The following is a 25,736-nucleotide window of genomic DNA, read 5'->3' on the forward strand; positions in this document are numbered from 1 at the left end:
ATGCCGCGAACCTCCGCCCGATGGCCCGTCGAGCTGCTGATCTTCGACCTGGACGGGACGCTGATCGAATCCAAGTGGGACATCGCCACGGCGGTGAACCTGACGCTCGCCGAGTTGGGCCTGCCGGAGCGGAGCCAGGAGGAAATCTTCGGCTTCGTCGGCGACGGCGTGAAACGGCTGCTGCGCCTTTCCGTGGGCGAGGAGAACCAGGCCCGGTACGAGGAGGCGCTGCGGGTCTTCCGCGGCCATTACCTCGCCCACTGCCTCGACCGCACCCGCTTCTACCCCGGCGTCGAGACCGTGCTCGCGCACTTCTCGCACAAGCAGCAGGCCGTCGCGACGAACAAGTCGTTGGAATACACCCGGCGCATCCTGGAGGGCCTGGGCGCGCGCCACTTCGCCTGCGTCGTCGGGGGCGACAACGGCTACGGGCTCAAGCCCGAGCCGGGGATGCTGCTCAAGATCATGGAGACCCTGAACGCGGACCCGTCCCGAACGGTCCTGATCGGCGACAGCACGAACGACATCACGGGCGGCCACAACGCGGGCATCCGCGTCTGCGCCGTGGGCTACGGCATGGGCAACCGGGAGAAGATGGCCGCCTGCGGGCCGGACTGGTTCATCGAACGGCCCGAAGAATTGATGGAGCTGTTCCTATGAAGACCTTCGCGCCGACGCTGCTCGTCTTCCTGGCGCTCGTCGGGCCGGCGGCGGTCGCGCCGTGGCCCGCCGCGGCCGCCCCGCCGCCTCACACCGAGCGGCCCGGCCTGGCCGAGCGGGTGATCGAGCACCGGCTGGCCAACGGCCTGACCTTGCTGATGGTCGAGCGGCACCAGGCGCCGATCGTCTCCATCAACTTCACCTTCGGCGTGGGCGGGATGCACGAGGCGACCGGCGCCACCGGCGTCGCCCACCTCTACGAGCACATGGCCTTCAAGGGGACGCGCACCATCGGGACGAGGGACTACGAGCGCGAGCGGCCGCTGCTGGAGGAGGTGGAGCGCCTCCAGGCGCGGATCGCCTCGCTCGAGGCCTCGCCGGCCGACCCCGCCGCCGCCGCGGCGCTGGAGGACCTGCGCCGCAAGCTGAAGGAAGCCCAGGAGCGCGCCGACGCGCTCGTGGTGGTCAACGAGATGGCCCTCCTCTACCAGCGGCACGGAGCGGTGGGCTTGAACGCCTCGACCGGCAAGGACGTGACGCGCTACACGGTGAGCCTCCCCGCCAACCGACTGCCCCTGTGGGCGGCGATCGAGTCCGATCGGATGGCGCACCCGGTCCTGCGGGAGTTTTTCAAGGAGCGCGCCGTCGTCATGGAGGAGCGGCGGCTGCGGACGGAGGACAGCCCGGCCGGGCTCCTCCACGAGGCCTTCACCGCCGCCGCCTTCCAGGCCCATCCCTACGGGTTCCCGACGATCGGCTGGGCGTCGGACATCCAGGCGCTCACGCCGGCCGAGACCGAGCGGTTCTTCCGCGCCCACTACGGGCCGAACAACGCGGTGATCGGCATCGTGGGCGACATCGACCCGCGCGAGGTGATCGCCCTCGTCGAGCGGACCTTCGGGAAGATCCCCGCCGCCCCGCCGCCGCCCCCGGTCGTGACGGTCGAGCCGCCCCAGCGCGGCGAGCGGCGCGTCGAGGTGGAGTTCGACGCGGAGCCCTCCCTGCTGATCGGCTACCACAAGCCGGCCATCGGCCACCCGGACGACTATGTGTTCGACGTGCTGGATTCCCTCCTCTCCGAGGGCGTGACCTCCCGCCTCTACAAGCGCCTCGTGCGCGAGAAGCGCGTTGCCGCCTCCGTCGCGACCAGCTCGGGCTATCCCGGCGCCGTCGCGCCGAACCTTTTCGTGATCAGCGCGGTGCCGCTCGCGCCCCACACGACGACGGAGGTGGAGGCCGCGGTCTACGAGGAGCTGGAGCGGCTGAAGGTCGAGCCGGTCACGCCCCGGGAGATGGAGAAGGTCCTCAACAACCTCGACGCCTCGCTCGTGCGCGCGCTGCGCTCGAACAGCGGGCTGGCCTCGCAGCTCGCCTATTTCCAGGTCGTCGCAAAGGACTGGCGCTACCTGCTCAAGGCGCGGGACCGGATCGCCGCCGTCACCCCCGCCGACATCCAACGGGTCGCCGCGACCTACTTCAGGAAGTCGAACCGGACCGTCGCGACGCTCGTCAAGCCCTCCGCGGCGGCGCCGGGCCCCTCCGTCACGAAGGCGGTGCGGCCATGAGGCGGCGGGGATCGGCGCCGACGGTCTCCGTCGCGGGACTCCTCCGCCTGGTTGTCGCGCTCGCGGTCTGCCTGGGCGCCGGCGCGCGCCCCGACGCGGCGCGCGCGGAGGAGCGGCGGCTCGCGCCCCCGCCGGCGGCGGCGGACCTCGACCCGCGGACGATGACGTTCGCGCCGGTCGAGATCCATCCGCCCGAGCCCGAGCGGCTGGTGCTGGCAAACGGCATGGTGGTCTATCTCTTGGAGGACCACGAGCTGCCGCTGGTGACGATCACCGCCACGCTGCAGACCGGCGCCTGGCTGGACCCCCTCGACAAGGTGGGGCTGGCCGGCCTCACCGGCGCGGTGATGCAGACCGGCGGAACCGCCCGGATGTCCGCCGAGGAGGTGGACGAGGAGCTGGAGCGCTTGGCCGCCGGACTGTCCGTCGGCATCGGCACGGACTCGGGGAGCGCCTCGCTGGACGTGCTCAAGAAGGACCTGGACCGCGGGCTGCGGATCTTCGCCGACGTGCTCATGACCCCCGCGTTCGACCCGGCGCGCCTGGAGCTGGCCAAGCTGCAGACCATCGAGGGCATCCGCCGCCGGCAGGACCATCCCGGCTCCATCGCGGGACGCGAGTTCGCCAAGCTGCTCTACGGGCCGACCCACCCGTGGGCGCGCGAGAGCACGGTCGAGTCCATCTCCCGGATCGCGCGCGACGACCTCGTCGCCTTCCACCGCCGCACCGTCCATCCCAACGGGATCATCCTCGGCGTGACGGGCGACTTCGAACGGGACGCGATGCTGGCCGCGCTGCGCGAGGTCTTCGGCTCCTGGCCGAAGGGCGAGGTGCCGCCGATCGCGATCCCGCCGGTCGAGGCGGCCGAGGCGGCCGGCGTCCGTTACATCGGCAAGGACACGCAGCAGACCCACCTGCGTGTCGGCCACCTGTCGCTGAAGGAAGACGACCCGGACTATCCGGCGCTCGCGATCCTGAACGACATCCTGGGGGCCGGCTCCTTCCGCAGCCGGCTGTTCCAGGACGTGCGGACGCGCCGAGGCCTCGCCTACTCGGTCGGGAGCACGCTGCGGCCCGGCACGCGGGAGCCGGGCGTCTGGCTCATGCGCGCCGAGACGAAGCTCGCCTCGACGGAGGAGGTCATCCGCCGCCTGCTCGCCAACGTGCAGCGGCTGCGCGAGGAGCCGGTGAGCGACGCGGAGCTCGCGGAGGCCAAGGAGGCCTTCGTCAACTCGTTCGTCTTCTCGTTCAGCAGCCCCTCGGCGATCGTCAACCGCCTGATCGGCCTGGAGTACGACGGGCTCCCGAAAGACTTCCTCCAGCGGCTGCGCGACCGCGTCGTGAAGCTGACCAAGGAGGACCTGCTCCGCGCCGCCCGCGCGCACCTCCATCCCGAGCGGCTCAAGATCCTCGCCGTCGGCCCGGCCGACAGCCTGCCCCGCGCCCTGGCCGGCTTCGGCGAGGTGAAGGAGATCGCCCTGTCGCCGGAGGGGTAGGGGGAGGGCTGTGGCAGGGCTCTCCCTGCCGCGCTTCGTCGGAGCGACCGTTCCGCCATAGTTATCGATTCGGCCGATCGCGATACGAGGTGGCACGGCGTTCGGAGAACCCGATCGACAGGACGACCATGGCGGACCCGATCCACGGCACGGTTCACGGGAAAGCCATCGAGCTCCACGAGCGCCTCGCGCTGCCCGATGGGACTCAGGTGCTGCTGACTGTGGAACCGCTGCCGCTGTCCGACGAGGAGCGGCGCGAGGGGGCTCTTGCGATGTGTGGGGCCTGGAACGATGACCCTTCGATTCCGGATGTCTGTGAAGCGATCGGCCGCGAGCGGCACCGTCAGAGTGAGCGCGAGGTCCGGATCGATTGCTCCTCCTGGATACCAACGTCGTCGTCGCCTAGCTCCACGGCCATGCCCAGGTCGCTCAACGCATGGCTACTCACCGGGCTGAAAGTACCATCCCCGCTCTCGTCGCCGCCGAGTTGTACTCTGGTGCCCCTGCGTCTTGCCGAGTTGAGGAACATCTCGCCAAACTGGAACAATCGTGGAGGCTCGTCCCGATTCTCACCTTCGACCTCGCTACAGCCCGTCGCTTCGGCGAACTGAAGGCCGGCCTTCGCAGGCGCGGCAAGCCCACGGGTAAGACCGATGCCTGGATCGCTGCGATGGCCCTCGCCCATGCCGCCGGGCTGGTCACGCACAACACGGGGGATCGCGAGAACATCCCCGAGTTGCGCCTTGAGAGCTGGCTGACAAGCGACGCGGAATCACGCTAGACTGTCCCGGTCCACGTCCTTCCTCGACAGGACGCGATGAGCATGGAACGGCCCCGCATCACCGTCGTCCACGGCAGCATCCTGGAGGTCGAGGCCGAGGCGATCGTCAACGCGGCGAACAGCCTGGGGATCATGGGCGGGGGCGTGGCCGGGGTGATCAAGCGCGCGGCGGGAGCCGCGGTGGAAGAGGAGGCGCGGCGGCAGGCGCCGATCCCCGTGGGTCGGGCCGTCCTGACCTCCGGAGGACGGACGAAGTTCCGGGGCATCATCCACGCGCCGACGATGGCGCGGCCGGCCATGCGGATTCCCGTCGGAAACGTGGGGCAGGCGACGCGCGCGGCGCTGGCGCTCGCGGACGAACGGGGGTTCGCCTCGGTGGCGCTGCCGGGGATGGGCACGGGGGTCGGCGGCGTGGCGCCCGCCGCGGCGGCGGCGGCCATGGTCGAGGCGATCGCGGCGTTCGACGCCGCCTCGCTCCGGTCGGTCGTCCTCGTGGACGTGGACCAGGCCATGGTGCGCGCCTGGCAGGAGGCCCTGCCGTGACCCTGGAAGACGACTTCTGCGACATCATCAAGAAGGCCCGGATGGGACAGGGGCTGTCCGTCGAGCAGGTGGCGGGCGCGAGCGGGATTTCGACGGACGCGCTCGCGCGGCTCGAACGAGGCGGGCGGCCGCCCACCCGCGAGGAGGCGGCGGCGGTGGCGGCCGCGCTGGGGCTCCGGGCCGCGCCGCTGGCCGAGATCGCGGCCGGCGCCTGGACGCCGCCGCCGGTCCCGCCCTCGCTGCCGGTCGGCTCCGGCGGCGTGGAGACGGTCCGCGGCGACATCGGCGGCTACGAGGTCAAGGGCTACGTGCTGCACGAGGGCGGAGACGCGGTGCTGATCGACACGGCCGCCAACGCCCCGGCGATGCTGGAGCGGCTGTCGAGCCGGGGGCTCCGCCTCGCCGGGATCTGCCTCACGCACGGCCACGCGGACCACGCGGGGGGGCTGGACCGGATCCTCGCGCAGTGGCGCGTGCCCGTCTATCTCGGAGAGGAAGACCTCGACCTGATGCCGGCGTCTCCGCCGCGCGCGCTGGTTCATCTGCTGACCGCCGGCGACGACGGGCTGACGATCGCCGTCGGACGGCTGACCCTGCGCTGCCTGATCACGCCCGGCCACACGCCGGGCGGCCTCTGCTACCTGGTCGAGGCGGACGGGACGGCCTGCTGCTTCGTCGGGGACACGCTGTTCGCCGGCTCGGTCGGTCGCGCGAATCCCTTCGCGCTCTATCCGACGCACCTGCGCAGCGTCCGCGAGCGATTGCTGCGGCTGCCCCCCCGGACGGTGCTGCTCCCCGGCCACGGGCCGGCGACGACGGTGGAGGCGGAGGCGGCGCACAATCCCTTCGCGGCGAGCCCATGAGCGAGACGCCGGATACACCGGACCGGTCCGTCACGGCCGGTGACCCGCTCCCGGACCTCGACCAGCCGGCCGCGGCCCCGGAAGAGGTGGCGCCCCCGGCCCCGCCCGGACTGGCCTTGCCGCTCGGGCTGTTCCTCGCGACCGTCTTCACGACGCTCTGGGCCGGCGCCTACGCGACAAACACCGATCCGCGGCTCGGGCCGCTCGATTTTCTCCTCGGCGATCCCCGACGGCTCATCCGTGGCCTGCCGTTTTCGGCCACGCTGCTGGCGATCCTGGTCACCCACGAGCTGGGCCACTATGTGCTCTCCCGCGTCCATGGGGTGCCCGCGTCGCTGCCCCTGTTCATCCCCGGCCCGCCCCAGTTCATCGGCACGTTCGGCGCGATCATCCGGATGCGCGGCCCGATTCTCAGCCGCAAGGCGCTCTTCGACATCGGCGTGGCCGGCCCGCTGGCGGGGTTCGCGGTGGCGCTGGCGGCCCTGGTCATCGGGCTCCGCCTCTCGCGGGTCGTCACGAACGACGCGTCCTACGGCCTCCACCTCGGCGAGCCGCTGCTGCTCCAGTTCGTGGCCTGGCTCGTCGTGGGGCCGGTGCCCGAGGGCTACGACGTCCTCCTCCATCCCGTCGGCTTCGCGGCCTGGTTCGGCCTCTTCGTCACCTCGCTGAACCTGATCCCGATCGGGCAGCTCGACGGCGGCCACGTCGCCTGCGCGCTGCTCGGCTCGCGCCAGCGCTCGCTCGCGCTGGCGATCCTGCCGATCCTGCTGGTGCTCGGCTACGTCGGCTGGCCCGGCTGGTACCTCTGGGCCAGTCTGGGCGCGCTCATGGGCATCGCCCACCCCCCCGTCCTCGACCCGGAGGCGGCGCTCGGCCGGACCAGGATCTGGATCGGCTGGGGCGCCCTGGCCATCTTTATCCTCACGTTCGCCCCCATCCCCTTCTCCGTCCACTGACCGGCGCGGGCGGGACGCGCCCCCTGGTCGCGGCCGCCATGAGTCCGAACGGCGGTTCCAATCCCGCGTGCAGTCCGCCCGGGACGCCATCGTGCTCGCCAACGGCGCCGGGCACGCCATCGCGTGGAACCCCGCGGCCCGGCCGGGATTGTCAGCCCCCGCCCTCCTGCGCTATCCTGCCTCGCCGACCATGACGCCCGCCGACGCCGCCCGGACCATCCTGACGCAGATCCCCCGCGCCTTCACGCCCGCGACGTTGGAGGATTACGGCCTCCAGCTCTCGCCGGAGCAGGCCCGACGGGTCACCCGGGAGGCGTTGGCCCTGAGCCTGTTCTGGGTCCGCTCCGCGCTCGACCTCGCGCTCAAGGCCGCGACCGGCGCGACGGTCCTGGCGGAACTGCGCCGCGCCATCGAGCAGGAGTGGCGAACCGGCTTCGGACAGCGGGAGGAGGATGCGGCGGCGTTCTTCCGGGAGGCCGAGGCGCGGCGGGCGGCCTACGACCGCATCATGCGGGAGGGGGCGCCGCCGATGATGATCGCCGGCGAAGCGGCCGGGCTGCTCGTGGACGTCGGCGCGGTCGCGCCGGAGGACCGGACCAAGGCGCTCGCCCTGCTGGTGGACGTGATTCCCGTGGACGAGATCGGCGAGCTGATCGCGGACCTGGACGTGACCGAAGGGTGACGCTCAGAGATACCGCCGGCTCCGGACCTCCCCGCGCTCGTCGAGCTCGTAGAGCAGGGGCACGCCCGTCGGGATGTTGAGCTCCAGCACCTCTTCCTTCGAGAGCCGGTCCAGGTGCATGACCAGCGCCCGGAGGCTGTTGCCGTGGGCCGCGATGAGCACGTGGCGGCCCGCCAGGAGGTGCGGCCGGATGGCCCGCTCGTAGTAGGGCAGCACGCGCTCGGCCGTGTCCTTGAGGCTCTCGCCGCCCGGCGGACGGACGTCATAGCTGCGCCGCCAGATCTTCACCTGCTGCTCGCCGTACTTCCTCGCCGTCTCGGCCTTGTCGAGGCCCTGCAGGTCGCCGTACATGCGCTCGTTCAACGCCCGGTCCCGCTCGATCGGGATGCCGGACTGACCGATGACCTCCAGGACGATACGGAGCGTCTCGCCGGCCCTCGTCAGGACCGAGGTGAAGGCTCGGTCGAACCGGTAGCCGGCCAGCTTCCGCCCCGCCTCCCGCGCCTCCTCCTCTCCCTTCGCCGAGAGGGGCACGTCTACCCAGCCGGTGAAGCGGTTCTCCAGGTTCCACTGCGACTGTCCGTGCCGGAGCAACACCAGATTCGCCATCACGCGGTCTCCTCGACGGGCCGCCGGGCCCTGCGCGGCTTGCAATCGCCCGGGGCGATGGGTACGATGCCTCGAACCCCGCGCGGGCGCGCCGCGCGGGGAACCCCGGAGCCCTCATGTCCTCCTCGCCCCCGCCGCAGGACCCGCCCTGGGCGGAGATCGAGCACTGGTGGGTGGAGATGGCCCGCCGCCTCGGCGTCGCCGACCGGGGGCAGGTCTTCTTCAAGAACGCGCTGGGCCGCGCCGGCGTCCTCGAGCGCGTCGCACGGCTGGGAGCCGATCCGCACTACGTCCTCTTCGTCCTCCTTCGCTACTGGCTTCCCGCCGTCCTGCCGCCGCCCGGCCGGGAGCGAACCTCCAAGGGCGACCAGGACTACTGGCTCGAATCCGAGCAGATCCTCAAGGGCGCGGTCGCGCGACTGCGCGAGCTCAAGCCGCTGATCGACCTGCTCACGGCCCCGAACCCCTTCGCCGCCGAGCCGCCAGCGGGCTCGCCCCCGGTCGCCCCGGTGGTGGAGGTGGAGCTCGCGCGGATGCTGGAGGGGATCGCCGAGGTCGCCGGCAGCTACGGCGGCCCCGACTACACGTCGGTCATCAAGCACTTCGACCCAATCCCCTTCCGCCAGACGCAGCCGTTCAAGCACAATAAAAAGAACAGCGCGGAGCTCTGGGTCGTCTTCCTGCTGCGCGAGCACTTCCGCGCGCTGGGCCTCGGCAAGGACCGCTACTGGCCGCTCGTCGCAGAGTTGCTGACGTGCGCCGGCATCGTCCAGCCCGGCGGCCTGCCCTACACCCCGGACGAGCTGAAGTCCTGGTGGCAGAAGAACTGGCCCCGCACCTACACGCAGTTCGTCCAGAAGGGTCCGGCCGCCGAGCCCTCCGGCGCCGCCTACCAGCAGGACATCGAGTGGTTCCGCACCTGGTTCGCCTGGCAGCTCCGGCGCGCGACCGGCTAGCCCGGCCGCCTCACGACAGCTCGCGTCCCGGCACGAGCCGCGGCAGGTTGCGTAGCGGCGGCCCTCCGTCGGGCGGACCCTGCAACGCCGCCGCGATCAGGAGCGCGAGCAGGAAGAGGTGCAGCGCCACCCCCAGCCAGACGACATAGACCTGCACCCCGCCCAGATCCCTGATCATGGCCGCCTGCCTCGCGGGATCGAGGCCGCCCTTCGACCGGAGATCGGCGAGCTTGTCCCGCACGTGCCAGTAGTAGATGTAGTTGGCGCTCGCGCCCGCCATGATCCGCCAGACGACGCCCACCGTGAGATCCCCCGTCAGGTAGGCCGAGACCACCGGCCCCACCGCATAGACCGCCGCGTAGAGGTACATCTTGCGGTAGAGGAACCACAGGAAGGGGTCCACCAGGAAGGCCGGCCAGTGCCAGGTCAGGGCGAAGGCGGGAGACCCGCCGCGGGTGAACTTCTTGAACTGCTCGAGGTAGCGGTCCGCGTGGGGACCGATGAACGCGCGCCAGAGCGCCTCTTCCTCGGCCGGCGTCGGCTTCTCCCAGATGGACGGCGGCGCGACGGGCGCATCCGGCGTCGGGCCGTGGTGCGCGACCGCCGGGGCCGGCTCGCTCACCGGCGACGAGGACGGCCGGTCCGCGGCGGCGCCGACGAAGGGCTGCCCGCACTGGAGGCAGAACCGCGCCTCATCCGGGTTCTGACGCTCGCAGGTCGCACAGGGCTTCATCGGTCCGTCCGGCGCTCTCGTCTCGGTCGTGGCGCGGCCCCATGCCGCGCACCCTTATAACACTTGTCCCCGCGCGGGCTCAAGCGGAAGCTGGCGCGATTTCTTCAATAGTGTGAACGAGATACGGCCCGCCCGCGCCCGCTCACCCGTTGCGTTATTCCGGACCATTGTGCTAGGTTCCCCCAATTGTCGCGAAGGGGTTCGGGGATGCCGACGGAAGAGCTGGAACGGGACGCACGCCGCTACCTGATGAACACCTACGCCCGGTGGCCGGTGTCCATCGTGCGCGGGCGCGGCTGCAAGGTCTACGACCTGGAAGGGCGGGAATATCTCGACTTCGTCGCGGGCATCGCGGTCAATACCCTCGGGTACGGCCACCCCGACGTCGTCGAGGCGATCCAGAAGCAGGCGCGGCTGCTGCTCCACGCCTCCAACCTCTATTACACGGAGCCGCAGGTGCGGCTCGCCGAGCTGCTCGTCCGCCATTCCTTCGCGGACAAGGTGTTCTTCGGCAACAGCGGCGCGGAGGCCAACGAGGCCGCGATCAAGCTCGCCCGCGCGTACGCGCACCGGCACCATGGGCCGGACCGGTACGAGATCATCACCATGCGGAACTCCTTCCACGGCCGGACGCTGGCGACGCTGACCGCCACCGGCCAGGAGAAGGTCCAGCAGGGGTTCGAGCCGCTTCCCGCGGGCTTCACCTACGTGCCCTTCAACGACCTGGGCGCCGTCGAGGCGGCCGTGACCGACCGGACGGCGGCCGTCCTGCTGGAGCCGGTGCAGGGCGAGGGCGGCGTCCGCGTCGCGGACCGCGCCTATCTCGCCGGGCTGCGCGAGCTCTGCCGCGCGCGGGACCTCCTGCTCATTTTCGACGAGGTGCAGACCGGCATGGGCCGGACCGGCACCCTCTGGGCCTACGAGCAGCTCGGCGTCCAGCCGGACATCATGACGCTCGCGAAGGGGCTCGGCGGGGGGCTCCCCATCGGCGCCTGTCTCGCCACCGACCGGGTGGCCGAGGCCTTCACGCCCGGCTCCCACGCCTCGACCTTCGGCGGCAATCCCCTGGCCTGCACGGCCGCGCTGGCGGTGCTGCGCGTCTTGCTCGAGGGCCGGGTGCTGGCCCACGCCCGTGAGATGGGCGAGTACCTCGCCAAGGGGCTCCAGGACTGCCGGGATCGCGTCTCGACCGTCAAGGAGGTGCGGGGCCTCGGCCTGCTGCAGGGCATGGAGCTGACGATCGAGGGCAAGCCCGTCGTGGCGGACTGCCTGGCGCGCGGGGTCCTCATCAACTGCACGATGGACCGGGTTCTGCGGTTCGTCCCGCCGCTGATCGTTTCGCAGCCCGAGATCGACCGCCTGCTGACGCTGCTGCCCCGGGTGCTGGCGAAACCCGGGACCAAGCACTAGCCGGCGGTGGAGCGCGTCACACCATGACCAGACCCTCGACCCGACCCGGCCGCCGGGCGTCCGGCGCCCCAGCCGGCGCCTCGTCCCGCGCCGCAGCCGGCGCGTCAACCGCGGCGCCGTGGGGCAAGGACCTCCTGGCCCTTTCGGCGATCCCGCCCGCGGACGTGCTGCGGCTGTTGCGCGAGGCCCGGCGGATGAAGGCCCTGCGCCGGCGCGGCGTCCAGCACCGGCCGCTGCGCGGCGCGACGCTCGGGCTGGTCTTCGAGAAACCCTCGACGAGGACCCGCGTCTCGTTCGAGGCCGGGATGAACCAGCTCGGCGGGCAGTCGCTGTTCCTGTCGGCCACGGACATCCAGATGTGCCGCGGCGAGAGCATCGCGGACACGGCGCGCGTCCTCTCCCGCTACCTGGACGGGCTGGTCGTGCGCACCTACGAGCACGCGACCGTGGAGGAGTGGGCGCGCGAGGCCGCGATCCCGGTCATCAACGGGTTGACGGACCTGAGCCATCCCTGCCAGGCGCTCTCGGACCTGCTGACGATCCTGGAGGCGAAGGGGCGGCTTGAGGGCGTGAAGCTCGCCTACGTCGGCGACGGGAACAACGTGGCGAACTCGCTGATCGAGGGCGCGGCCAAGACCGGTATGACGATCTGCCTGGCCTGTCCCGGCGGGTACGAGCCGGACCAGCGGATCGTGGACCTGGCGCGGGCCGAGGCCGAGCGGACGGGCGCGACGATCGAGATCGGCGACGACCCGCTGGTGGCGGTCAAGGACGCGGACGTGCTCTACACCGACGTGTGGATCAGCATGGGCCGCGAGCGGGAGCAGGCCCGGCGCTTGAAGGCGCTCGCGCCCTACCAGGTGAACGAGCGGCTGCTCAAGCGGGCGCGGCCCGACGCGATCGTGCTCCACTGCCTGCCCGCCCACCGCGGGCAGGAGATCACCGCCGGCGTGCTCGACGGCCCCCGGTCCGCGATCCTGGACCAGGCCGAGAACCGCCTGCACATGCAGAAGGCCATCCTGGTCGCGCTGCTGGGACGACGAGGGAGGGGGAGAACCGCGGGGCGTGAAGGGTGAGGCGCCAGGCGTGCGGTAAGGAAGGGGCCTCCCTACCCCTGACGACGGCATCGCAAGACGCCCGGTCGAAGGTTGGTGGAAGGAGATGATGAAGCGCGATGCGATTAAGAAGGTCGTGCTGGCCTACTCGGGCGGCCTGGACACCTCCGTCATCTTGAAGTGGCTCAAGGAGACCTACGGCTGCGCCGTCGTCGCGTTCTGCGCCGACCTGGGCCAGGGCGAGGACCTCAAGGCGATCAAGCGGAAGGCCCTGGCCGTCGGCGCGTCGAAGGTCTACGTCGAGGACCTGCGCGAGGTCTTCGTCAAGGACCACATCTTCCCGATGCTCCGGGCCAACGCGGTGTACGAGGGCAGCTACCTGCTCGGGACCTCCATCGCCCGGCCCCTGATCGCGAAGCGCCAGATCGAGATCGCCGAGAAGGAGGGCGCGGACGCGGTGTCCCACGGCGCGACGGGCAAGGGCAACGACCAGGTGCGGTTCGAGCTGACCTACCTCGCGCTGGCCCCGCGGGTCCGGATCATCGCCCCCTGGCGGGACTGGACCTTCCGCTCGCGGCGCGAGCTGATCGAGTACGCCTCGACCCACGGCATCCCCGTGACGGCGACGAAGGCGAAGCCCTACAGCATGGACTTGAACCTCTTCCACATCAGCTACGAGGGCGGCGTCCTGGAGGACCCCTGGCAGGAGCCGCCGGAGGAGATTTTCCGGATGACGGTCTCGCCCGAGCGGGCGCCGGCCAAGCCGCGGTACGTCGAGATCGACTACGAGGCGGGCGACCCCGTGGCGGTGGACGGCAAGCGGATGACGCCGGCCGCGCTGCTCGCGCACCTGAACAGGCTGGGCGGCGCGCACGGCGTGGGCCGCGTGGACCTGGTCGAGAACCGCTACGTGGGGATGAAGTCGCGGGGGGTCTACGAGACGCCGGGCGGGACGATCCTCCACGCCGCGCACCGGGGCCTTGAGTCCATCACGATGGACCGCGAGGTCCTCCACCTGCGCGACAGCCTGATCCCCCGCTACGCCGAGCTGGTCTACTACGGCTACTGGTACAGCCCGGAGCGCCTGATGCTCCAGAAGGCCATGGACGAGGCGCAGCAGGACGTGAGCGGCACGGTCCGGGTGAAGCTCTACAAGGGAAGCTGCACGGTGGCGGGGCGGCGTTCCGACCGCTCGCTCTACCGCCTCGACCTCGCCACCTTCGAGGAGGACGAGGCCTACCGGCAGAAGGACGCGGAGGGGTTCATCCGGCTGAACGCGCTGCGGCTGGCGATCCGCACGCAGCGGAAGCCGCGAAGGGCGTAATCCGTGAAGCAAGGCTCGTCAAAGGGACCGTCGAAGGCGTCCCCCCCGCCTCTGGCGCCTCACGCCTCACGGGCGTCGGGCAAGCTCTGGGGCGGGCGCTTCCGGGAACGGACGAACCGGGCGGTGGAGGCCTTCACGTCCTCGCTCGCGTTCGACCGGCGGCTCTACCCCCAAGACATCCGGGGCAGCATCGCCCATTGCAAAACGCTGGAGCGGGCCGGCGTGCTGACCGCGAAGGAGGCCGCGGCGATCGTCAAGGGGCTGGAGGCGGTGCGGGCCGAGCTGGACGCGGGCCGCTTTCCCTTCGCTCCCCAGGACGAGGACATCCACACGGCCGTCGAGCGCCGGCTCACCGAGCTGATCGGCCCGACCGGCGGTAAGCTGCACACGGGCCGCAGCCGGAACGACCAGGTGGCGCTGGACCTGCGGCTCTACCTGCGCGACGCCCTCGGTGGGCTGGACGACCGTCTGCGGCGCCTGGAGCGCGCCTTCGTGAAGCAGGCGCGGGCGCACCTGGACCTGGTCATGCCGGGCTACACGCACCTGCAGCGGGCGATGCCGGTCCTGTTCGCCCATCACCTGCTCGCCTACGTCGAGATGCTGGAGCGGGACCGGGGACGCCTGCGGGACGCCCTGGTCCGCATGGACGCCTCCCCCCTCGGCTCCGGCGCGCTCGCCGGCACGAACTATCCGGTGGACCGCGCCTACACGGCCCGCCTGCTGGGGTTCGCCGGCGTGACGCAGAACAGCCTGGACGCGGTGTCGGACCGGGATTTCGCGATCGAGACCCTGTCGGCGCTCGCGATCCTCATGATGCACCTCTCGCGGCTCGGCGAGGAGCTGGTGCTCTGGGCGTCGCAGGAGTTCCGGTTCGTGGACCTGCCGGACGCCTTCTGCACCGGCAGCAGCATGATGCCGCAGAAGAAGAACCCCGACGTGCCGGAGCTCATCCGCGGGAAGACGGGCCGCGTGTACGGCCATCTCGTGGCGCTGCTGACGACGATGAAGGGGCTGCCGCTGAGCTACAACCGGGACCTGCAGGAGGACAAGGAGGCGCTGTTCGACGCGCTCGACACGGCGACCGCCTGCGCAGACCTGGCCGCCGGGCTGATCGAGGGTCTCGTGCCGCAGCGGGCGGCGATGCAGCGGGCGGCCCGCTCCGGCTTCCTGCTCGCGACCGAGCTGGCCGATTACCTCGTCGTCAAGGGCCTGCCCTTCCGCGAGGCGCACGAGGTCGTCGGCCGGCTGGTCCGGTCCTGCCTGGACCGCGGGCGCGACCTCACGGACCTCACGCTGGCCGACCTGCGGGCCTGCTCCGAGCGGTTCGAGAAGGACGCGCTGGACGTGCTGACCGCCGAGGGGGCCGTCGAGCGCAAGGCGCAGGTCGGCGGGACGGCGCGCAAGCGCGTGGAGGCCCGCCTCACCGCGCTGGAGCGCGCGCTGCGCGAGCGCCGCGCGGACCAAGGCGCGTGACGATCTCGCGCGCGAGGCTCCTCGTGGGGCTACCGCTCGTGGGGCTGCTGCTCGCGGGCCTGGCGGCCGGCTGCGGCGCGGTGGGCTCGCCGGTGGCGCCGGAGAGCATCGGCGTGGCGGCCCAGCAGGCCCGCGAGCGGGACAGGGCGGCGAAGGCCGCCGCCGCGCGCAAGGAGCCGGCCCCGGCGCCCATGCCGGCGCCCGCGGAGCCGGCCCCGGCCGCCGAGGCGGAAGAAGACGAGGGGGAGATTCTGCCGGAGGTCCGCCCCGACGGCACCCGGTGACGCGGAGACCGGCTCCGCCGTCGGAGGAGGGCGCCTCCGGATTCGACGTCGACGAATGCTCACAAAGGGCCGACGGCGAACCCACCCGCCCCGGGCGCACCGAGGCGCGCCGTTGTCCCGGGCAAGGCGGCAGCGGCGAGGGGGCGGGGCGCCCTTCCGTTTCGTAGGTTGCGCCCGGGAGCGACGCGGAAACGTCGCGAGCGGACGTTTTCAGCATCCGGTTGAGGAGGTATGGTGATGCAGCCGATCCAGTCCCTGGGAAAGACGCGCACCCTGTTGCTGGTCGATCCCTATCCGCGGAACAATCCCTATCACCTGACGGCGAGCGAGCGCCGGGCCGTCTGGTTTCCCAAGCTGAGCCTGCCGGTCATCGCCGCCTACACCCCGGAGCACTGGCACGTGGTGCTCCAGGACGAGGCGGTCCAGGACCTGGACTTCGACCAGCCCTGCGACCTGGTCGGGCTCTCCGTCATGACCTGCTACGCGCCGCGGGCCTACGAGATCGCCGCGGAGTTCCGCAAGCGCGGCAAGACCGTCGTCCTCGGCGGCGTGCATCCGACCTACTGCCCCGAGGAGGCTCTGCGCCACTGCGACGCCGTCGTGAGCGGAGAGGCCGAGGACCTCTGGCCGCAGGTCGTGGCCGATTTCGAGGCCGGGACGCTGAAGCGGCTCTATAAAATGGAGCAGTTCCCCGCGCTGGAGCGCTACAAGAGCCCGCGCGTGGAGCTGCTGAGCCCCGACGCCTACATGACCCGGCAGTGCTCCTTCACGACCCGCGGCTGCCACTTCGACTGCGAGTTCTGCAGCGTGTCGCCCTTCAACGGCAAGACGACGCGCCGCCGGCCCGTGCACGAGGTGATCCAGGAGCTCGTGCGGGTCAAGCAGTGGATCCGCGCCGAGCTGGTCGAGCGCATGGCGAACGACTCGCTCTGGCAGGCCTTCCTCACCGGGTTGCGGATCCGGGTGGGGATCGAGGACGGCTCGATCGTCGCCTTCGTGGACGACCTCCACAACAGCAACCGCGCCTACTGCCGGGAGCTGTGGACCGCCATGAAGCCGCTGGGGCTCAAGTGGGGCTGCCAGTCCACGCTGTTCCTCGGCGACGACCGGGAGATGGTCAAGCTGGCCGCGGAGAGCGGCTGCGTGTCGGTCTTCGTCGGCATGGAGTCGCTCGACGAGGACTGCCTGGAGGAGACCAACAAGCCCTTCAACCGCGTCAGGAAGTTCGAGGACGAGATCAAGATGTTCCACGACCACGGGATCATGGTGAATCCCGGCATCGTCTTCGGCTTCGACAACGACGACGAGTCCGTGTTCGAGCGCGCGGTGGAGTTTCTCGTCCGCAACCGGGTGGAGCTGGCCTACTTCAACGTGCTCACCCCGCTGCCCGGCACCGCCCTCTACGACCGCTACCACGCGGCCGGCCGCATCTTCGACCGCGACTGGGCCAAGTACGACGGCAAGCACGTGGTCTTCTACCCGAGCCGGATGACCCCCGAGCAGCTCCAGGAGGGGTTCTACTGGGCCAACCATCAGTTCTACTCCTGGCCCTCGATTTGGCGGCGGCTGATGGGCACGCAGCAGCGCTTCATCGCCCGCCTGGAGATGAACCGCGAGTTCCGCAAGCTGGTCCGCCGGGCCTGCCCGACCGGCCGGCTGTCGCCCGTCGCCAAGGTGCTCAAGAACCTGCAGGCCCACCTGCCGGCCTTCGACACCGAGCAGCTCATCCCGAGCGCCCTGCACGCCCTCAAGACCGGCGAGAAGACCGCCCAGGAGCTGTGGCTCAAGGTCACGGCCAAGCGGCACGACCGGGCCGCGGCGCTGCTGGTCAACCTGGAGGGGACGCTCGACCGCCTGAACGCGCGCGAGCTGCTGGAACGGATCACCCAGGCGGCCGAGAAGGCCCGCCTCGACATCATCGTCAACTTCGAGCCCCTGCGGCAGGCGACGCCGGGCGCGCTCCAGACCCTGCTGGAGCGGGAACCGCTCAAGGCCCTCGCGCCGCAGGTGCGGGTGCGCTATCGCAAGTTCAAGGAGGCCTTCGCGTCCGCGCTGCAGGGACTCTCCGCGAGCGGACTGGAGGCGCTGGAAGAGGACTGGCAAGATGCATGACTTCGCGTACCGCCACGGCGAGCTCTACTGCGAGGACGTGGCCTTGAGCCGCGTCGCCAAGGAGGTCGGCACCCCCTGCTACCTCTACAGCCACGCGACCCTGGTGCGCCACTTCCGGGTGTTCGACGGGGCGTTCCAGGGCGTGCCGCACATCGTCGCCTTCGCGATGAAGGCCAATTCCAACCTGGCCATCCTGCGGCTGATGGCGCGGGAGGGCAGCGGCGCGGACATCGTCTCCGGCGGCGAGCTGTACCGGGCGCTCAAGGCCGGCATTCCCCCCTCCAAGATCGTCTTCGCGGGGGTCGGCAAGAGCCGAGAGGAGCTCCGCGCCGCCCTGGCCGCGGACGTCCTCATGTTCAACGTCGAGTCGTCGGCCGAGCTGCGCGCGATCGACGAGGTGGCGGCGGAGCTGGGCCGGCGGGCCCGCGTGGCGCTGCGGATCAACCCCGACATCGATCCCAAGACGCACCCCTATATCTCCACGGGGCTCAAGAAGAGCAAGTTCGGCATCAGCGCCGACCGGGCGGTGGAGGAGTACAAGCTTGCGGCCTCGCTCAAGCACGTCGAGGTGGTCGGCGTGCACAAGCACATCGGCTCGCAGCTCACGGACGTCACGCCCTTCGTGGACGCGCTCAAGAAGATCCTCGCCCTGGTCGAGGAGCTCAAGAGCCACGGGGCGGCGATCCGCTACATCAACATCGGCGGCGGGCTCGGCATCACCTACGCGGATGAGACCCCGCCGCGCCCGGAGGAGCTCGCCACCGCGGTCGCGCCGCTGGTCCGCGACCTCAAGTGCGTGCTCATCATGGAGCCGGGCCGCGTGATCGTCGGGAACGCCGGCGTGCTGCTCACGCGCGTGCTCTACACGAAGCAGGGCGAGGCCAAGCGCTTCGTGATCGTGGACGCGGCGATGAACGACCTGATCCGCCCGAGCCTCTACGGCGCGTACCACGAGATCAAGCCGGTGCGCGAGGCCCCCGGCGGAAACACGGCGACGGTGGACGTGGTGGGGCCGGTCTGCGAGTCGGGCGACTTCCTCGCCAAGGACCGCGAGATGCCGGCCGTCGCCCACGGCGACCTGCTGGCCGTGATGAGCGCCGGCGCCTACGGCTTCGTCATGTCGTCGAACTATAATTCGCGGCCCCGGGTCCCGGAGGTCCTGGTCCACGGGAGCGAGATCCACGTCATCCGCGCGCGGGAGACCTACGAGGACCTGCTGCGCGGGGAAACCATTCCGGACTTTCTCAGGTGAGCGCGATGCCGTCCACGCCCACGCGACCCAAGGCCCGTCCCATCCCCTTCATGAAGCTCAGCGGGAGCGGGAACGACTTCATCCTGATCGACAACCGCGAGAAGGTCGTGGACCCGAAGCGGGCCGGCCCGCTCGCGGCCAAGGTCTGCGCCCACCGCCTGTCCGTCGGCGGCGACGGCCTGATCCTCATCGAGCGGTCGCGCCGCGCCGACTTCCGCTGGCGCCTGTTCAACGCAGACGGGAGCGAGGCGGAGTTCAGCGGCAACGGCGCGCGCTGCGCGGCCCGGTTCGCCTACCTGAAGCGCATCGCGCCGCGCCGGATGCGGTTCGAGACGCTGGCCGGGCTGGTCGAGGCGGAGATGGTGGCGGCGGGGGACGGACGGGCGGCCAAGGACCCGACCGCGGTCAAGGTGCGCTTTCCGGACCCGAAGGGGCTGCGCCTCCACCTCCGCGTCGCGATCGACGGGACGGAGCGCGAGGCCCATTTCCTGGACAGCGGCGTCCCCCACTGCGTCTACCTGGTGGACGACCCGGACACGGTGGATGTCGTCGGCCTCGGCCGCCCCACGCGATACCACGAGCTGTTCCAGCCGGCGGGGACCAACGTCAATTTCATCAAGGTGCTCGACCCGCACCGCATCCGGATCAGGACCTACGAGCGCGGCGTGGAGGACGAGACCCTCGCCTGCGGGACCGGAGCCATCGCCTCGGCCCTGATCGCCAGCCTGCTCGCGAAGGTGGAGTCGCCCGTCACGCTGATCCCGCAGAGCGGCCTGGAGCTGATCGTGCATTTCGAGTCCCGCGGCGGGACCTTCACGAACGTCTACCTGCAGGGCGACGCCCGGGCGGTCTACGAGGGACGCATCCTGCCGGAGGCCTGGCAATGACGTGAACCGTGAAAGGCGAGAGGTGAACCGTCGGAGAAAGTAAGCGCGGTCTCCTCACGTTGCCCGTGTTCCCTTTCACCCTTTCCTTTTCACGTCTCACGGGAGGTCCGAGATGTTTACCGGCTCACTCGTCGCGATCGTGACGCCCTTCCGCAACGGCCGGGTGGACGAGCGCGCCCTGGCCGACCTGATCGAGTTCCAGATCGCCAACGGCACGCACGGCATCGTCCCCTGCGGCACGACGGGGGAGTCGGCGACCCTCTCCCACGAGGAGCACAACCGGGTCATCGACCTGACGGTGGCGGTGGTCCGCAAGCGGGTGCCCGTGATCGCCGGCACCGGCTCCAACAGCACGGAGGAGGCCGTCGCCCTGACCAGGCACGCGAAGGAGGCCGGCGCGGACGGGGCCTTGCTCATCACGCCCTATTACAACAAGCCGACGCAGGAGGGGCTCTACCGGCACCACAAGGCCGTCGCCGAGGCCGTGGCGCTGCCGCAGGTGCTCTACAACATTCCGGGCCGGACCGGCGTCAACATGGCGCCGGCGACCGTGGCCCGGCTGGCCGCCCTGCCGAATATCGTCGCGATCAAGGAAGGCAGCGGCTCGGTGCAGCAGTGCTCCGACATCATCCAGGCCTGCGGTGATCGGCTGACGGTCCTCTCCGGCGACGACGCCCTGACCCTGCCGATGATGGCGCTGGGGGCCAAGGGCGTGATCACCGTGACCGCCAACATCGCCCCGCGGGACATGGCCTCGCTCGTCGAGGCCGCGCTGGCCGGCCGGTACGACGAGGCCCGCCGCCTGCACTACAAGCTGGCCCCGCTCTTCGCGGCGCTCTTCGTCGAAACCAACCCGATCCCCGTGAAGGAGGCACTGGCCCTCATGGGCCGGATGGACGGGGAGCTGCGCCTCCCCCTCTGCCCGCTCGCCGCCGAGAACCGGGACAAGCTGGGCCGGGCGTTGAAGGACTACGGGCTGATCGGATGACTCGGGTGATCGTCGCCGGCGCGGCCGGCCGGATGGGCATGAGGCTGGTGGCGCTGGCCGCCGAGTCGCCGGACCTGCACCTGGCCGGCGCCGTCGAGCGCAAGGGCCATCCGGCCGTGGGTCGCGACGCCGGGGAGACGGCGGGCAGCGGGCGCCTGGGCCTGAGCGTCCTGGACGACCTGGCCGCGGTGTTGCCGTCGGGCGACGTCGTCGTGGATTTCTCCGCGCCCGAGGCCACGCTCGCCCACTTCCGCCTCGCGGCCGAGCAGGGCAAGGCCATGGTCGTCGGCACGACGGGCTTCTCCAAGGAGGAGGCCGCCGAGCTGGCGCGTCTGGCCCGCTCGGTGCCCTGCGTCTGGTCCCCGAACATGAGCGTCGGCGTCAACCTCCTGTTCAAGGTCCTCGCCGACATGGCCCGGATCCTCGGCCCGGACTACGACATCGAGATCGTCGAGGCCCACCATCGCTCGAAGAAGGACGCGCCCAGCGGCACGGCGCTCAAGCTGGCCGAGGTGCTCGCCAAGGCCGTGGAGCGGGACCTGGACCGGGTGGGGGTCTATGCGCGGAAGGGGCTGATCGGCGAGCGGACGCGCGAGGAGATCGGCATCCAGAGCGTCCGGGCGGGGGACATCGTCGGCGACCACACGGTCCTGTTCGGCGGGCTGGGCGAGCGGATCGAGGTGACGCACCGCGCGCAGAGCCGCGACACCTTCGCGCGGGGCGCGCTGCGCGCCGCCCGGTGGGTCGTCGGACGCCGGCCGGGGCTCTACGACATGGCCGACGTGCTGGGGCTGCGGTAGCGGGGGGAGGGCCTCCGCCCTCCCCTGCCGGTGATCCGGCCGCCGCCGGACTGATAAGGATCTACTTCGCCGGAAGGTTCAGGTACAGGAGCGTGGGGATCACGATAATGCTGGCCCAGGTGAGCCAGCGCTTGCGAAAGACGTCGTGGATCCCGAAGATGAGGACGACCGAGATGGCCGTGAAGTACAGGAACGCGTTCCCTCGGGAATAGCCCGACACCCCTTCGGCCAGCGCCACAGACGGCGCGACGGCTACCGCCACCCCCGCGAACCAGCCCACGAGTCGCTTCATGGTGACTCCCTCCTTGTGAGAAGTTCACACCCCGCTTCTCCCGGATGGATCATGCCGTAGAAAAACGAACGCCTCCTCGGGCATACAGGCCCGTGGAGGCGCACCAAGGAGGCCAGGCGAGCTGTTTGCCGATCGATCCCGTTGCGGGAAGCTTACCCCGGTTCCATGCTTCCTCCGGGTCTGGGACGGCCTTATGATGCGCCCCCGGAGGGCAAATGTCAACGCCGCCTCCGGTGCGGGGACACCCCCTTCAGCGGGTCGCCGGAGCGAAGAATGGGCGCAGCCGTTCCACGTAGTGGCGGTCGGACTCCCCGGCGGTCCGGAAGACATCGAGCGCCTGCCCGATCTGGTCCAGCCGGCGGGCGCCTTCGGCTAGCCGAAGGCGCCGCAGGCTCTCGGCGACGACCACTCCCTGCTCGATCTCGTACCGATTATACCCGTCGTGACTCAGGTGTTCGGCGTGGGTGTCGAAGCCCTTGCGATGGAGCTCGATCATTCGGGGAAGGTACCGTTGCCGACTCTGGCGCTTCACCCGAACCAGCGTCGCGAGCCAGCAGAGGGACAGCACCGCGACGTGGAGCAAGATATCCGACCAGAATCCGACGAGATAGGCGGACTCGCCGCCGCGGGTCGCGCCGAGGAACAGCGCCAGGAGCCCGATCGTGAGCCATCGGACCCCCGCCATGACTTCTGCGTGCCGGATGATTCCGTCACGAACCGCGATCGGGTCGCTGTCCTCGGCGGCTGCGGGGGCGGCCTCCGACCGCGCGGGACCGCGCCGGTAGCGCCCGGCGAGGAACAGGCCGCCCCCGACCGACACCAGGACCCCCAGCACAACCAGGTCGAATCCGCTCACACCCATCGTGACCCAGTCGTTCGATTCTCCGGCTGCCGAGGTCCCGTATCCTCGTCGAGTTGAGGGGAGCAGGCGATGAGGAACGCGAGCAGGAGGCGTGAGGAAGGCTCAGGTCACGACCTTCATGCCATCACCGTCCGCCGAACGGACACCCCCAGGGCTGACGGGGGGAGGACCTTAGCATGCGCCGGCCGACCGGTTCAAGCGCCGCTTCACCTCAGTCCATCCGCGGCGAGGGGTTCAGCGCCCCATCCAGGGAAGGGTCCCTGACCACCGCCCCGCAGGCGTGGCAGGACACGGAGGCCTGGCTGGCCTCGAAGCTGATCAGCCGGTAACAGCCCGGGCAGCAGACCAGAGAAGTCATGGGGACGCTGGAGAGTCTGGTGACCGATGGTTTCATGGATGAATGGCCGTCCCCCTCCGTCCGCGCCGCTCAGAGCGGACACGGACCCCGCCGCGAGACACCGCTCCCCTTCCGGCCGAGGCCGGTCACGCGCGCATGGGCTGGTGGAAGACGGAGCGACGATCCCTGAGGCAGGGGAGTCAGCGACGCGACGTCATGGGACGCGGCTCCTGTTCCGCCGCTCGGCGCCGCCCGCAATTCAAGCAGGCGAACACGGCAAGGACAAGACCGGCATCCATGTCCACCGCCCGTTCCAGCAGCATGGTGCCTTGGCATTTATCGCAGGTTCTCATGGCGTGAACCCTAACATCCGCCGAGCGGCTAGGCTATCGTCCGGAAGGCCCTTCCGCGGCGGGCAAAGGTCCTTGTCCCGCCCGTGGCGCATGGGTCCTTTGGGCCGCCGACCCGCTGCCGGGACCAGACAGCATTGAGGGAGGAGCGGTGCGCCCGGCCGGCCCGGACTCGCCGGCCGCGCCTTGACAGGGCCGGGGCCCTTCCCTAGGATGGCCCGGCGGCCGCTTCCCGCGAGCCCGGAGCCTCCATGTTCCGACTGATCATCGTCCTCGCCCTCCTGATCGTGGTCTATTTCCTCGTCCGCAACCTGATCCGCCAGGTGGCCGGCGGGGGCCGGAAGGACGAGGCCTTGGGCGACAAGAGCCAGATGATCCAGGACCCCGTGTGTCGCACCTACGTGCCGCGGGGGTCGGCCGTGACCGCCACGATCGGCGGGCAGACCTATTACTTCTGCAGCCGCGACTGCGCGAAGACCTTCCAGCGGCAGTTGTCGGGGTAGGTCAGCAGCCGGAGTAGCTGTAGGAGGTGAGCTTGTCCTGCCTGTCGAACTTGAGGGTGATCTGGCACTCGTTGGGCTTGTAGCCGATGAAGGGCAGGCTGCTCTGGCCCCCCGCGATCCGGAAGTAGGTCCACTTCTCGGTCCCGAAAAATCCCTGAGCCTTCCCGCTGGGCGTCCCCCAGTGCTTCTCGAACCAGGCCTTGTCCTTGCCCTCCAGCTCGGCCGCGTCCAGCGACTGGTCGAGGTAGGGATTGCCCCCGCACCCCGCCGCCAACGCCGCCGCCAGCAGGACCGCCACCCACCGCCGCATCTCGTCGTCCCTCCACGATCAGCCGCAAGGTCGGGTGGATTCTATCCGCGGGTCGGCACCCTGTCAAACATCGCCGTCCGGCCGCGTGACCTTGCTTTGAGCTTCAGTTCTTCCTAGAATAGCCGATACCGCAGCGAGGCGCACCCTCCTCGAACGTAAGGAGACCCGACCATGAAAATCTTTCTCGACACCGCCAGCGTGAAGGAAATCCGGGAAGCGGCGGGCTTCGGGATTCTCGACGGCGTCACGACCAACCCCTCGCTCGTCTCGAAGGAGGGCCGCAGCTTCCGCGAGATCCTGCTGGAGATCTGCTCCATCGTGGACGGGCCCATCAGCGCGGAGGTCGTGTCGGTCGAGGCGGACGCGATGGTGAAGGAGGGCCGCGAGCTCGCCAAGGTCCACAAGAACATCGTCGTGAAGGTCCCCCTCATCCCCGAGGGGATCAAGGCCACCAAGCGCCTGGCCGCCGAGGGCATCCGCGTCAACGTCACCCTCTGCTTCTCGCCGACCCAGGCCCTGCTCGCCGCCAAGGCGGGCGCCTGGTGCGTCTCGCCCTTCATCGGGAGGCTGGACGACATCAGCTCGAACGGCATGGAGCTGATCCGGCAGATCGTGGCGATCTACCGCAACTACGACTACCAGACCCTCGTGCTCGTCGCGAGCGTGCGCCATCCGCAGCACGTCGTGGAGGCGGCGTTGGCGGGCGGCCACATCTCCACCATGCCCTACGGCGTGTTCCAGAGCCTCTTCAAGCATCCCCTCACCGACAACGGCCTGAAGAAGTTCCTGGCCGACTGGAACGCGAGCGCCGCGAAATAAGGCGCGGCCGGCCGGCCCATCGTCACGCGCGCGGCGCGCGCCCCCGGGCGGGCGCCGCCAGGGCCGCGCGCGCCGCGCGGAACACCGCGTGGAACATCGGGCGCGTCAGCTTGCCGGTGAAGGTGTTCTGCTGGCTCGGATGGTAGGAGCCGATCAGGGTCACGCCCCAGGGCAGACGGCAGGCGACGCCGTGCCCGAACCGCGGCCGCGGCACCGGCACGGCCAGCCCCAATTCCCCGCAGGCCTTCAGGTACTGGTCGAAGGCGATCTTCCCAAGCGCCACCACCACCCGCACCCCGCTCAGCAGCCTTAGCTCATCCAGGAGGAAGGGCCGGCAGGCGTCGAACTCCTCCGGCGTCGGCTTGTTGGCCGGCGGCGCGCAGCGGACGGCCGCGTTGACGTAACAGTCCGTGAGCCGCAGTCCGTCCTCCCGGTGGGTGGACGCCTTCTGGTTGGCGAACCCGAAGCGGTGGAGCGCCTCGTAGAGCCAGTCGCCGCTGCGGTCGCCCGTGAAGACGCGCCCGGTGCGGTTGCCGCCGTGAGCCGCCGGCGCGAGCCCGATCACGAGCAGGCGCGCCCGCGGGTCACCGAACCCCGGGACCGGCTTGCCCCAGTAGGTCCAGTCCCGGTACTGCCGCTTCCGGGCCGCGGCCGTCGCCTCCCGATGGGCGACGAGGCGGGGGCACCGGCGGCAGGCGATCAGGCGCTCGGTCAGGAGGCGCAGGCGATCCATCGCGCGGCAGTCTAGCACAGACGGGCGGCGCAGGCCCTTGCCGCCTTCCGGACTTCCTGTTAGCATGGGCCCGCGTTCTTCGATGGCGGCTCACGAGGCGA

General features: G+C 70.6%; 28 protein-coding genes. 21 read left to right on the forward strand and 7 right to left on the reverse strand.

Translation table 11 applies throughout. The features are described from left to right. From AC1U7O_RS10040 to AC1U7O_RS10075, 8 genes are all read left to right on the forward strand, one after another. Complete coding sequence (locus AC1U7O_RS10040; RefSeq protein WP_479894620.1) at positions 1–660, forward strand: HAD family hydrolase; 660 nt, start codon at positions 1–3, stop codon at positions 658–660. After that, a complete protein-coding gene (locus AC1U7O_RS10045; protein WP_479894621.1) occupies positions 657–2,225 on the forward strand; it encodes a M16 family metallopeptidase in 1,569 nt (522 codons plus the stop codon). The genes AC1U7O_RS10040 and AC1U7O_RS10045 overlap by 4 nt, the downstream gene beginning before the upstream one ends. Then, positions 2,222–3,721 carry a M16 family metallopeptidase gene (locus tag AC1U7O_RS10050; protein ID WP_479894622.1) on the forward strand — a complete coding sequence of 500 codons (1,500 nt, stop codon included), beginning with the start codon at positions 2,222–2,224 and terminating at the stop codon, positions 3,719–3,721. Before AC1U7O_RS10045 ends, AC1U7O_RS10050 begins: the two co-directional genes overlap by 4 nt. Before the next feature lie 436 nt (positions 3,722–4,157). Then, positions 4,158–4,502 carry a type II toxin-antitoxin system VapC family toxin gene (locus AC1U7O_RS10055; RefSeq protein WP_479894624.1) on the forward strand — a complete coding sequence of 115 codons (345 nt, stop codon included), beginning with the start codon at positions 4,158–4,160 and terminating at the stop codon, positions 4,500–4,502. Between the two features lie 42 nt (positions 4,503–4,544). After that, positions 4,545–5,045, forward strand: coding sequence for a macro domain-containing protein (locus tag AC1U7O_RS10060; RefSeq protein WP_479894625.1), 501 nt, complete (start codon positions 4,545–4,547; stop codon positions 5,043–5,045). Next, positions 5,042–5,908: an MBL fold metallo-hydrolase gene (locus tag AC1U7O_RS10065; protein WP_479894626.1), complete on the forward strand. Its 867-nt coding sequence runs from the start codon at positions 5,042–5,044 to the stop codon at positions 5,906–5,908. Before AC1U7O_RS10060 ends, AC1U7O_RS10065 begins: the two co-directional genes overlap by 4 nt. Then, the gene (locus AC1U7O_RS10070) at positions 5,905–6,864 is read left to right on the forward strand and encodes a site-2 protease family protein (protein WP_479894627.1); all 960 of its coding nucleotides are present in this window, start codon (positions 5,905–5,907) and stop codon (positions 6,862–6,864) included. Before AC1U7O_RS10065 ends, AC1U7O_RS10070 begins: the two co-directional genes overlap by 4 nt. A gap of 67 nt (positions 6,865–6,931) precedes the next feature. Continuing rightward, entirely contained in the window at positions 6,932–7,546 is a 615-nt protein-coding gene (locus AC1U7O_RS10075; RefSeq protein WP_479894628.1) for a hypothetical protein, read from the forward strand. Positions 7,547–7,549: 3 nt separating this feature from the next. Here AC1U7O_RS10075 and AC1U7O_RS10080 read toward each other — a convergent pair whose 3' ends face one another. Next, positions 7,550–8,155 carry a 2,3-bisphosphoglycerate-dependent phosphoglycerate mutase gene (locus tag AC1U7O_RS10080; RefSeq protein WP_479894629.1) on the reverse strand — a complete coding sequence of 202 codons (606 nt, stop codon included), beginning with the start codon at positions 8,153–8,155 and terminating at the stop codon, positions 7,550–7,552. 116 nt (positions 8,156–8,271) lie between these two features. Here AC1U7O_RS10080 and AC1U7O_RS10085 point away from each other — a divergent pair, with 116 nt between their 5' ends. Then, positions 8,272–9,111: a hypothetical protein gene (locus AC1U7O_RS10085; protein WP_479894630.1), complete on the forward strand. Its 840-nt coding sequence runs from the start codon at positions 8,272–8,274 to the stop codon at positions 9,109–9,111. A 10-nt stretch (positions 9,112–9,121) separates the two neighbouring features. Here the strand turns inward: AC1U7O_RS10085 and AC1U7O_RS10090 are convergent, their stop codons facing one another. After that, a complete protein-coding gene (locus AC1U7O_RS10090) occupies positions 9,122–9,844 on the reverse strand; it encodes a DUF2628 domain-containing protein (RefSeq protein WP_479894631.1) in 723 nt (240 codons plus the stop codon). A 207-nt stretch (positions 9,845–10,051) separates the two neighbouring features. Between AC1U7O_RS10090 and AC1U7O_RS10095 the strand changes: the two genes are divergently transcribed. The 10 genes from AC1U7O_RS10095 (at position 10,052) to dapB (ending at position 21,429) form a co-directional block, all read left to right on the forward strand. Beyond that, positions 10,052–11,254: an acetylornithine transaminase gene (locus tag AC1U7O_RS10095; protein ID WP_479894633.1), complete on the forward strand. Its 1,203-nt coding sequence runs from the start codon at positions 10,052–10,054 to the stop codon at positions 11,252–11,254. A gap of 23 nt (positions 11,255–11,277) precedes the next feature. Next, the gene (argF, locus tag AC1U7O_RS10100; protein WP_479894634.1) at positions 11,278–12,330 is read left to right on the forward strand and encodes an ornithine carbamoyltransferase; all 1,053 of its coding nucleotides are present in this window, start codon (positions 11,278–11,280) and stop codon (positions 12,328–12,330) included. A gap of 88 nt (positions 12,331–12,418) precedes the next feature. Continuing rightward, complete coding sequence (locus tag AC1U7O_RS10105) at positions 12,419–13,633, forward strand: argininosuccinate synthase (protein WP_479894635.1); 1,215 nt, start codon at positions 12,419–12,421, stop codon at positions 13,631–13,633. Between the two features lie 51 nt (positions 13,634–13,684). Then, positions 13,685–15,106 carry an argininosuccinate lyase gene (argH, locus tag AC1U7O_RS10110; RefSeq protein WP_479894664.1) on the forward strand — a complete coding sequence of 474 codons (1,422 nt, stop codon included), beginning with the start codon at positions 13,685–13,687 and terminating at the stop codon, positions 15,104–15,106. Continuing rightward, positions 15,103–15,390, forward strand: coding sequence for a hypothetical protein (locus tag AC1U7O_RS10115; protein WP_479894636.1), 288 nt, complete (start codon positions 15,103–15,105; stop codon positions 15,388–15,390). Before argH ends, AC1U7O_RS10115 begins: the two co-directional genes overlap by 4 nt. Before the next feature lie 237 nt (positions 15,391–15,627). After that, positions 15,628–17,502 carry a B12-binding domain-containing radical SAM protein gene (locus AC1U7O_RS10120; protein WP_479894637.1) on the forward strand — a complete coding sequence of 625 codons (1,875 nt, stop codon included), beginning with the start codon at positions 15,628–15,630 and terminating at the stop codon, positions 17,500–17,502. After that, positions 17,495–18,754 carry a diaminopimelate decarboxylase gene (lysA, locus tag AC1U7O_RS10125; RefSeq protein ID WP_479894638.1) on the forward strand — a complete coding sequence of 420 codons (1,260 nt, stop codon included), beginning with the start codon at positions 17,495–17,497 and terminating at the stop codon, positions 18,752–18,754. The genes AC1U7O_RS10120 and lysA overlap by 8 nt, the downstream gene beginning before the upstream one ends. A gap of 5 nt (positions 18,755–18,759) precedes the next feature. After that, positions 18,760–19,641: a diaminopimelate epimerase gene (gene dapF, locus AC1U7O_RS10130; protein WP_479894640.1), complete on the forward strand. Its 882-nt coding sequence runs from the start codon at positions 18,760–18,762 to the stop codon at positions 19,639–19,641. 112 nt (positions 19,642–19,753) lie between these two features. Further along, the gene (dapA, locus tag AC1U7O_RS10135) at positions 19,754–20,629 is read left to right on the forward strand and encodes a 4-hydroxy-tetrahydrodipicolinate synthase (RefSeq protein ID WP_479894641.1); all 876 of its coding nucleotides are present in this window, start codon (positions 19,754–19,756) and stop codon (positions 20,627–20,629) included. Continuing rightward, positions 20,626–21,429, forward strand: coding sequence for a 4-hydroxy-tetrahydrodipicolinate reductase (gene dapB, locus AC1U7O_RS10140; protein WP_479894642.1), 804 nt, complete (start codon positions 20,626–20,628; stop codon positions 21,427–21,429). Before dapA ends, dapB begins: the two co-directional genes overlap by 4 nt. A gap of 61 nt (positions 21,430–21,490) precedes the next feature. Here the strand turns inward: dapB and AC1U7O_RS10145 are convergent, their stop codons facing one another. The 3 genes from AC1U7O_RS10145 to AC1U7O_RS10155 all read right to left on the reverse strand — a co-directional run bounded on the left by AC1U7O_RS10145 (position 21,491) and on the right by AC1U7O_RS10155 (position 22,977). Further along, positions 21,491–21,721 (reverse strand): hypothetical protein, encoded by a 231-nt coding sequence (locus AC1U7O_RS10145; protein WP_479894643.1) that lies wholly within the window; start codon positions 21,719–21,721, stop codon positions 21,491–21,493. A 250-nt stretch (positions 21,722–21,971) separates the two neighbouring features. Next, positions 21,972–22,577, reverse strand: a complete 606-nt coding sequence (locus AC1U7O_RS10150) for a hypothetical protein (RefSeq protein ID WP_479894644.1) — start codon at positions 22,575–22,577, stop codon at positions 21,972–21,974. 217 nt (positions 22,578–22,794) lie between these two features. Further along, on the reverse strand, positions 22,795–22,977 hold the full coding sequence (locus AC1U7O_RS10155; RefSeq protein WP_479894645.1) for a hypothetical protein: 183 nt from the start codon (positions 22,975–22,977) through the stop codon (positions 22,795–22,797). 544 nt (positions 22,978–23,521) lie between these two features. On the opposite strand from AC1U7O_RS10155, the gene AC1U7O_RS10160 reads away from it, so the two are divergent. Further along, entirely contained in the window at positions 23,522–23,773 is a 252-nt protein-coding gene (locus tag AC1U7O_RS10160) for a YHS domain-containing protein (RefSeq protein WP_479894646.1), read from the forward strand. Position 23,774: 1 nt separating this feature from the next. Here AC1U7O_RS10160 and AC1U7O_RS10165 read toward each other — a convergent pair whose 3' ends face one another. Next, the gene (locus AC1U7O_RS10165; protein WP_479894647.1) at positions 23,775–24,083 is read right to left on the reverse strand and encodes a hypothetical protein; all 309 of its coding nucleotides are present in this window, start codon (positions 24,081–24,083) and stop codon (positions 23,775–23,777) included. 171 nt (positions 24,084–24,254) lie between these two features. On the opposite strand from AC1U7O_RS10165, the gene fsa reads away from it, so the two are divergent. Next, complete coding sequence (fsa, locus tag AC1U7O_RS10170) at positions 24,255–24,902, forward strand: fructose-6-phosphate aldolase (RefSeq protein WP_479894648.1); 648 nt, start codon at positions 24,255–24,257, stop codon at positions 24,900–24,902. A 22-nt stretch (positions 24,903–24,924) separates the two neighbouring features. Here the strand turns inward: fsa and AC1U7O_RS10175 are convergent, their stop codons facing one another. Next, positions 24,925–25,635: a uracil-DNA glycosylase gene (locus tag AC1U7O_RS10175; protein ID WP_479894649.1), complete on the reverse strand. Its 711-nt coding sequence runs from the start codon at positions 25,633–25,635 to the stop codon at positions 24,925–24,927. Positions 25,636–25,736 lie beyond the last annotated feature (101 nt).

Source organism: Candidatus Nitrospira neuquenensis (genome assembly GCF_979578155.1).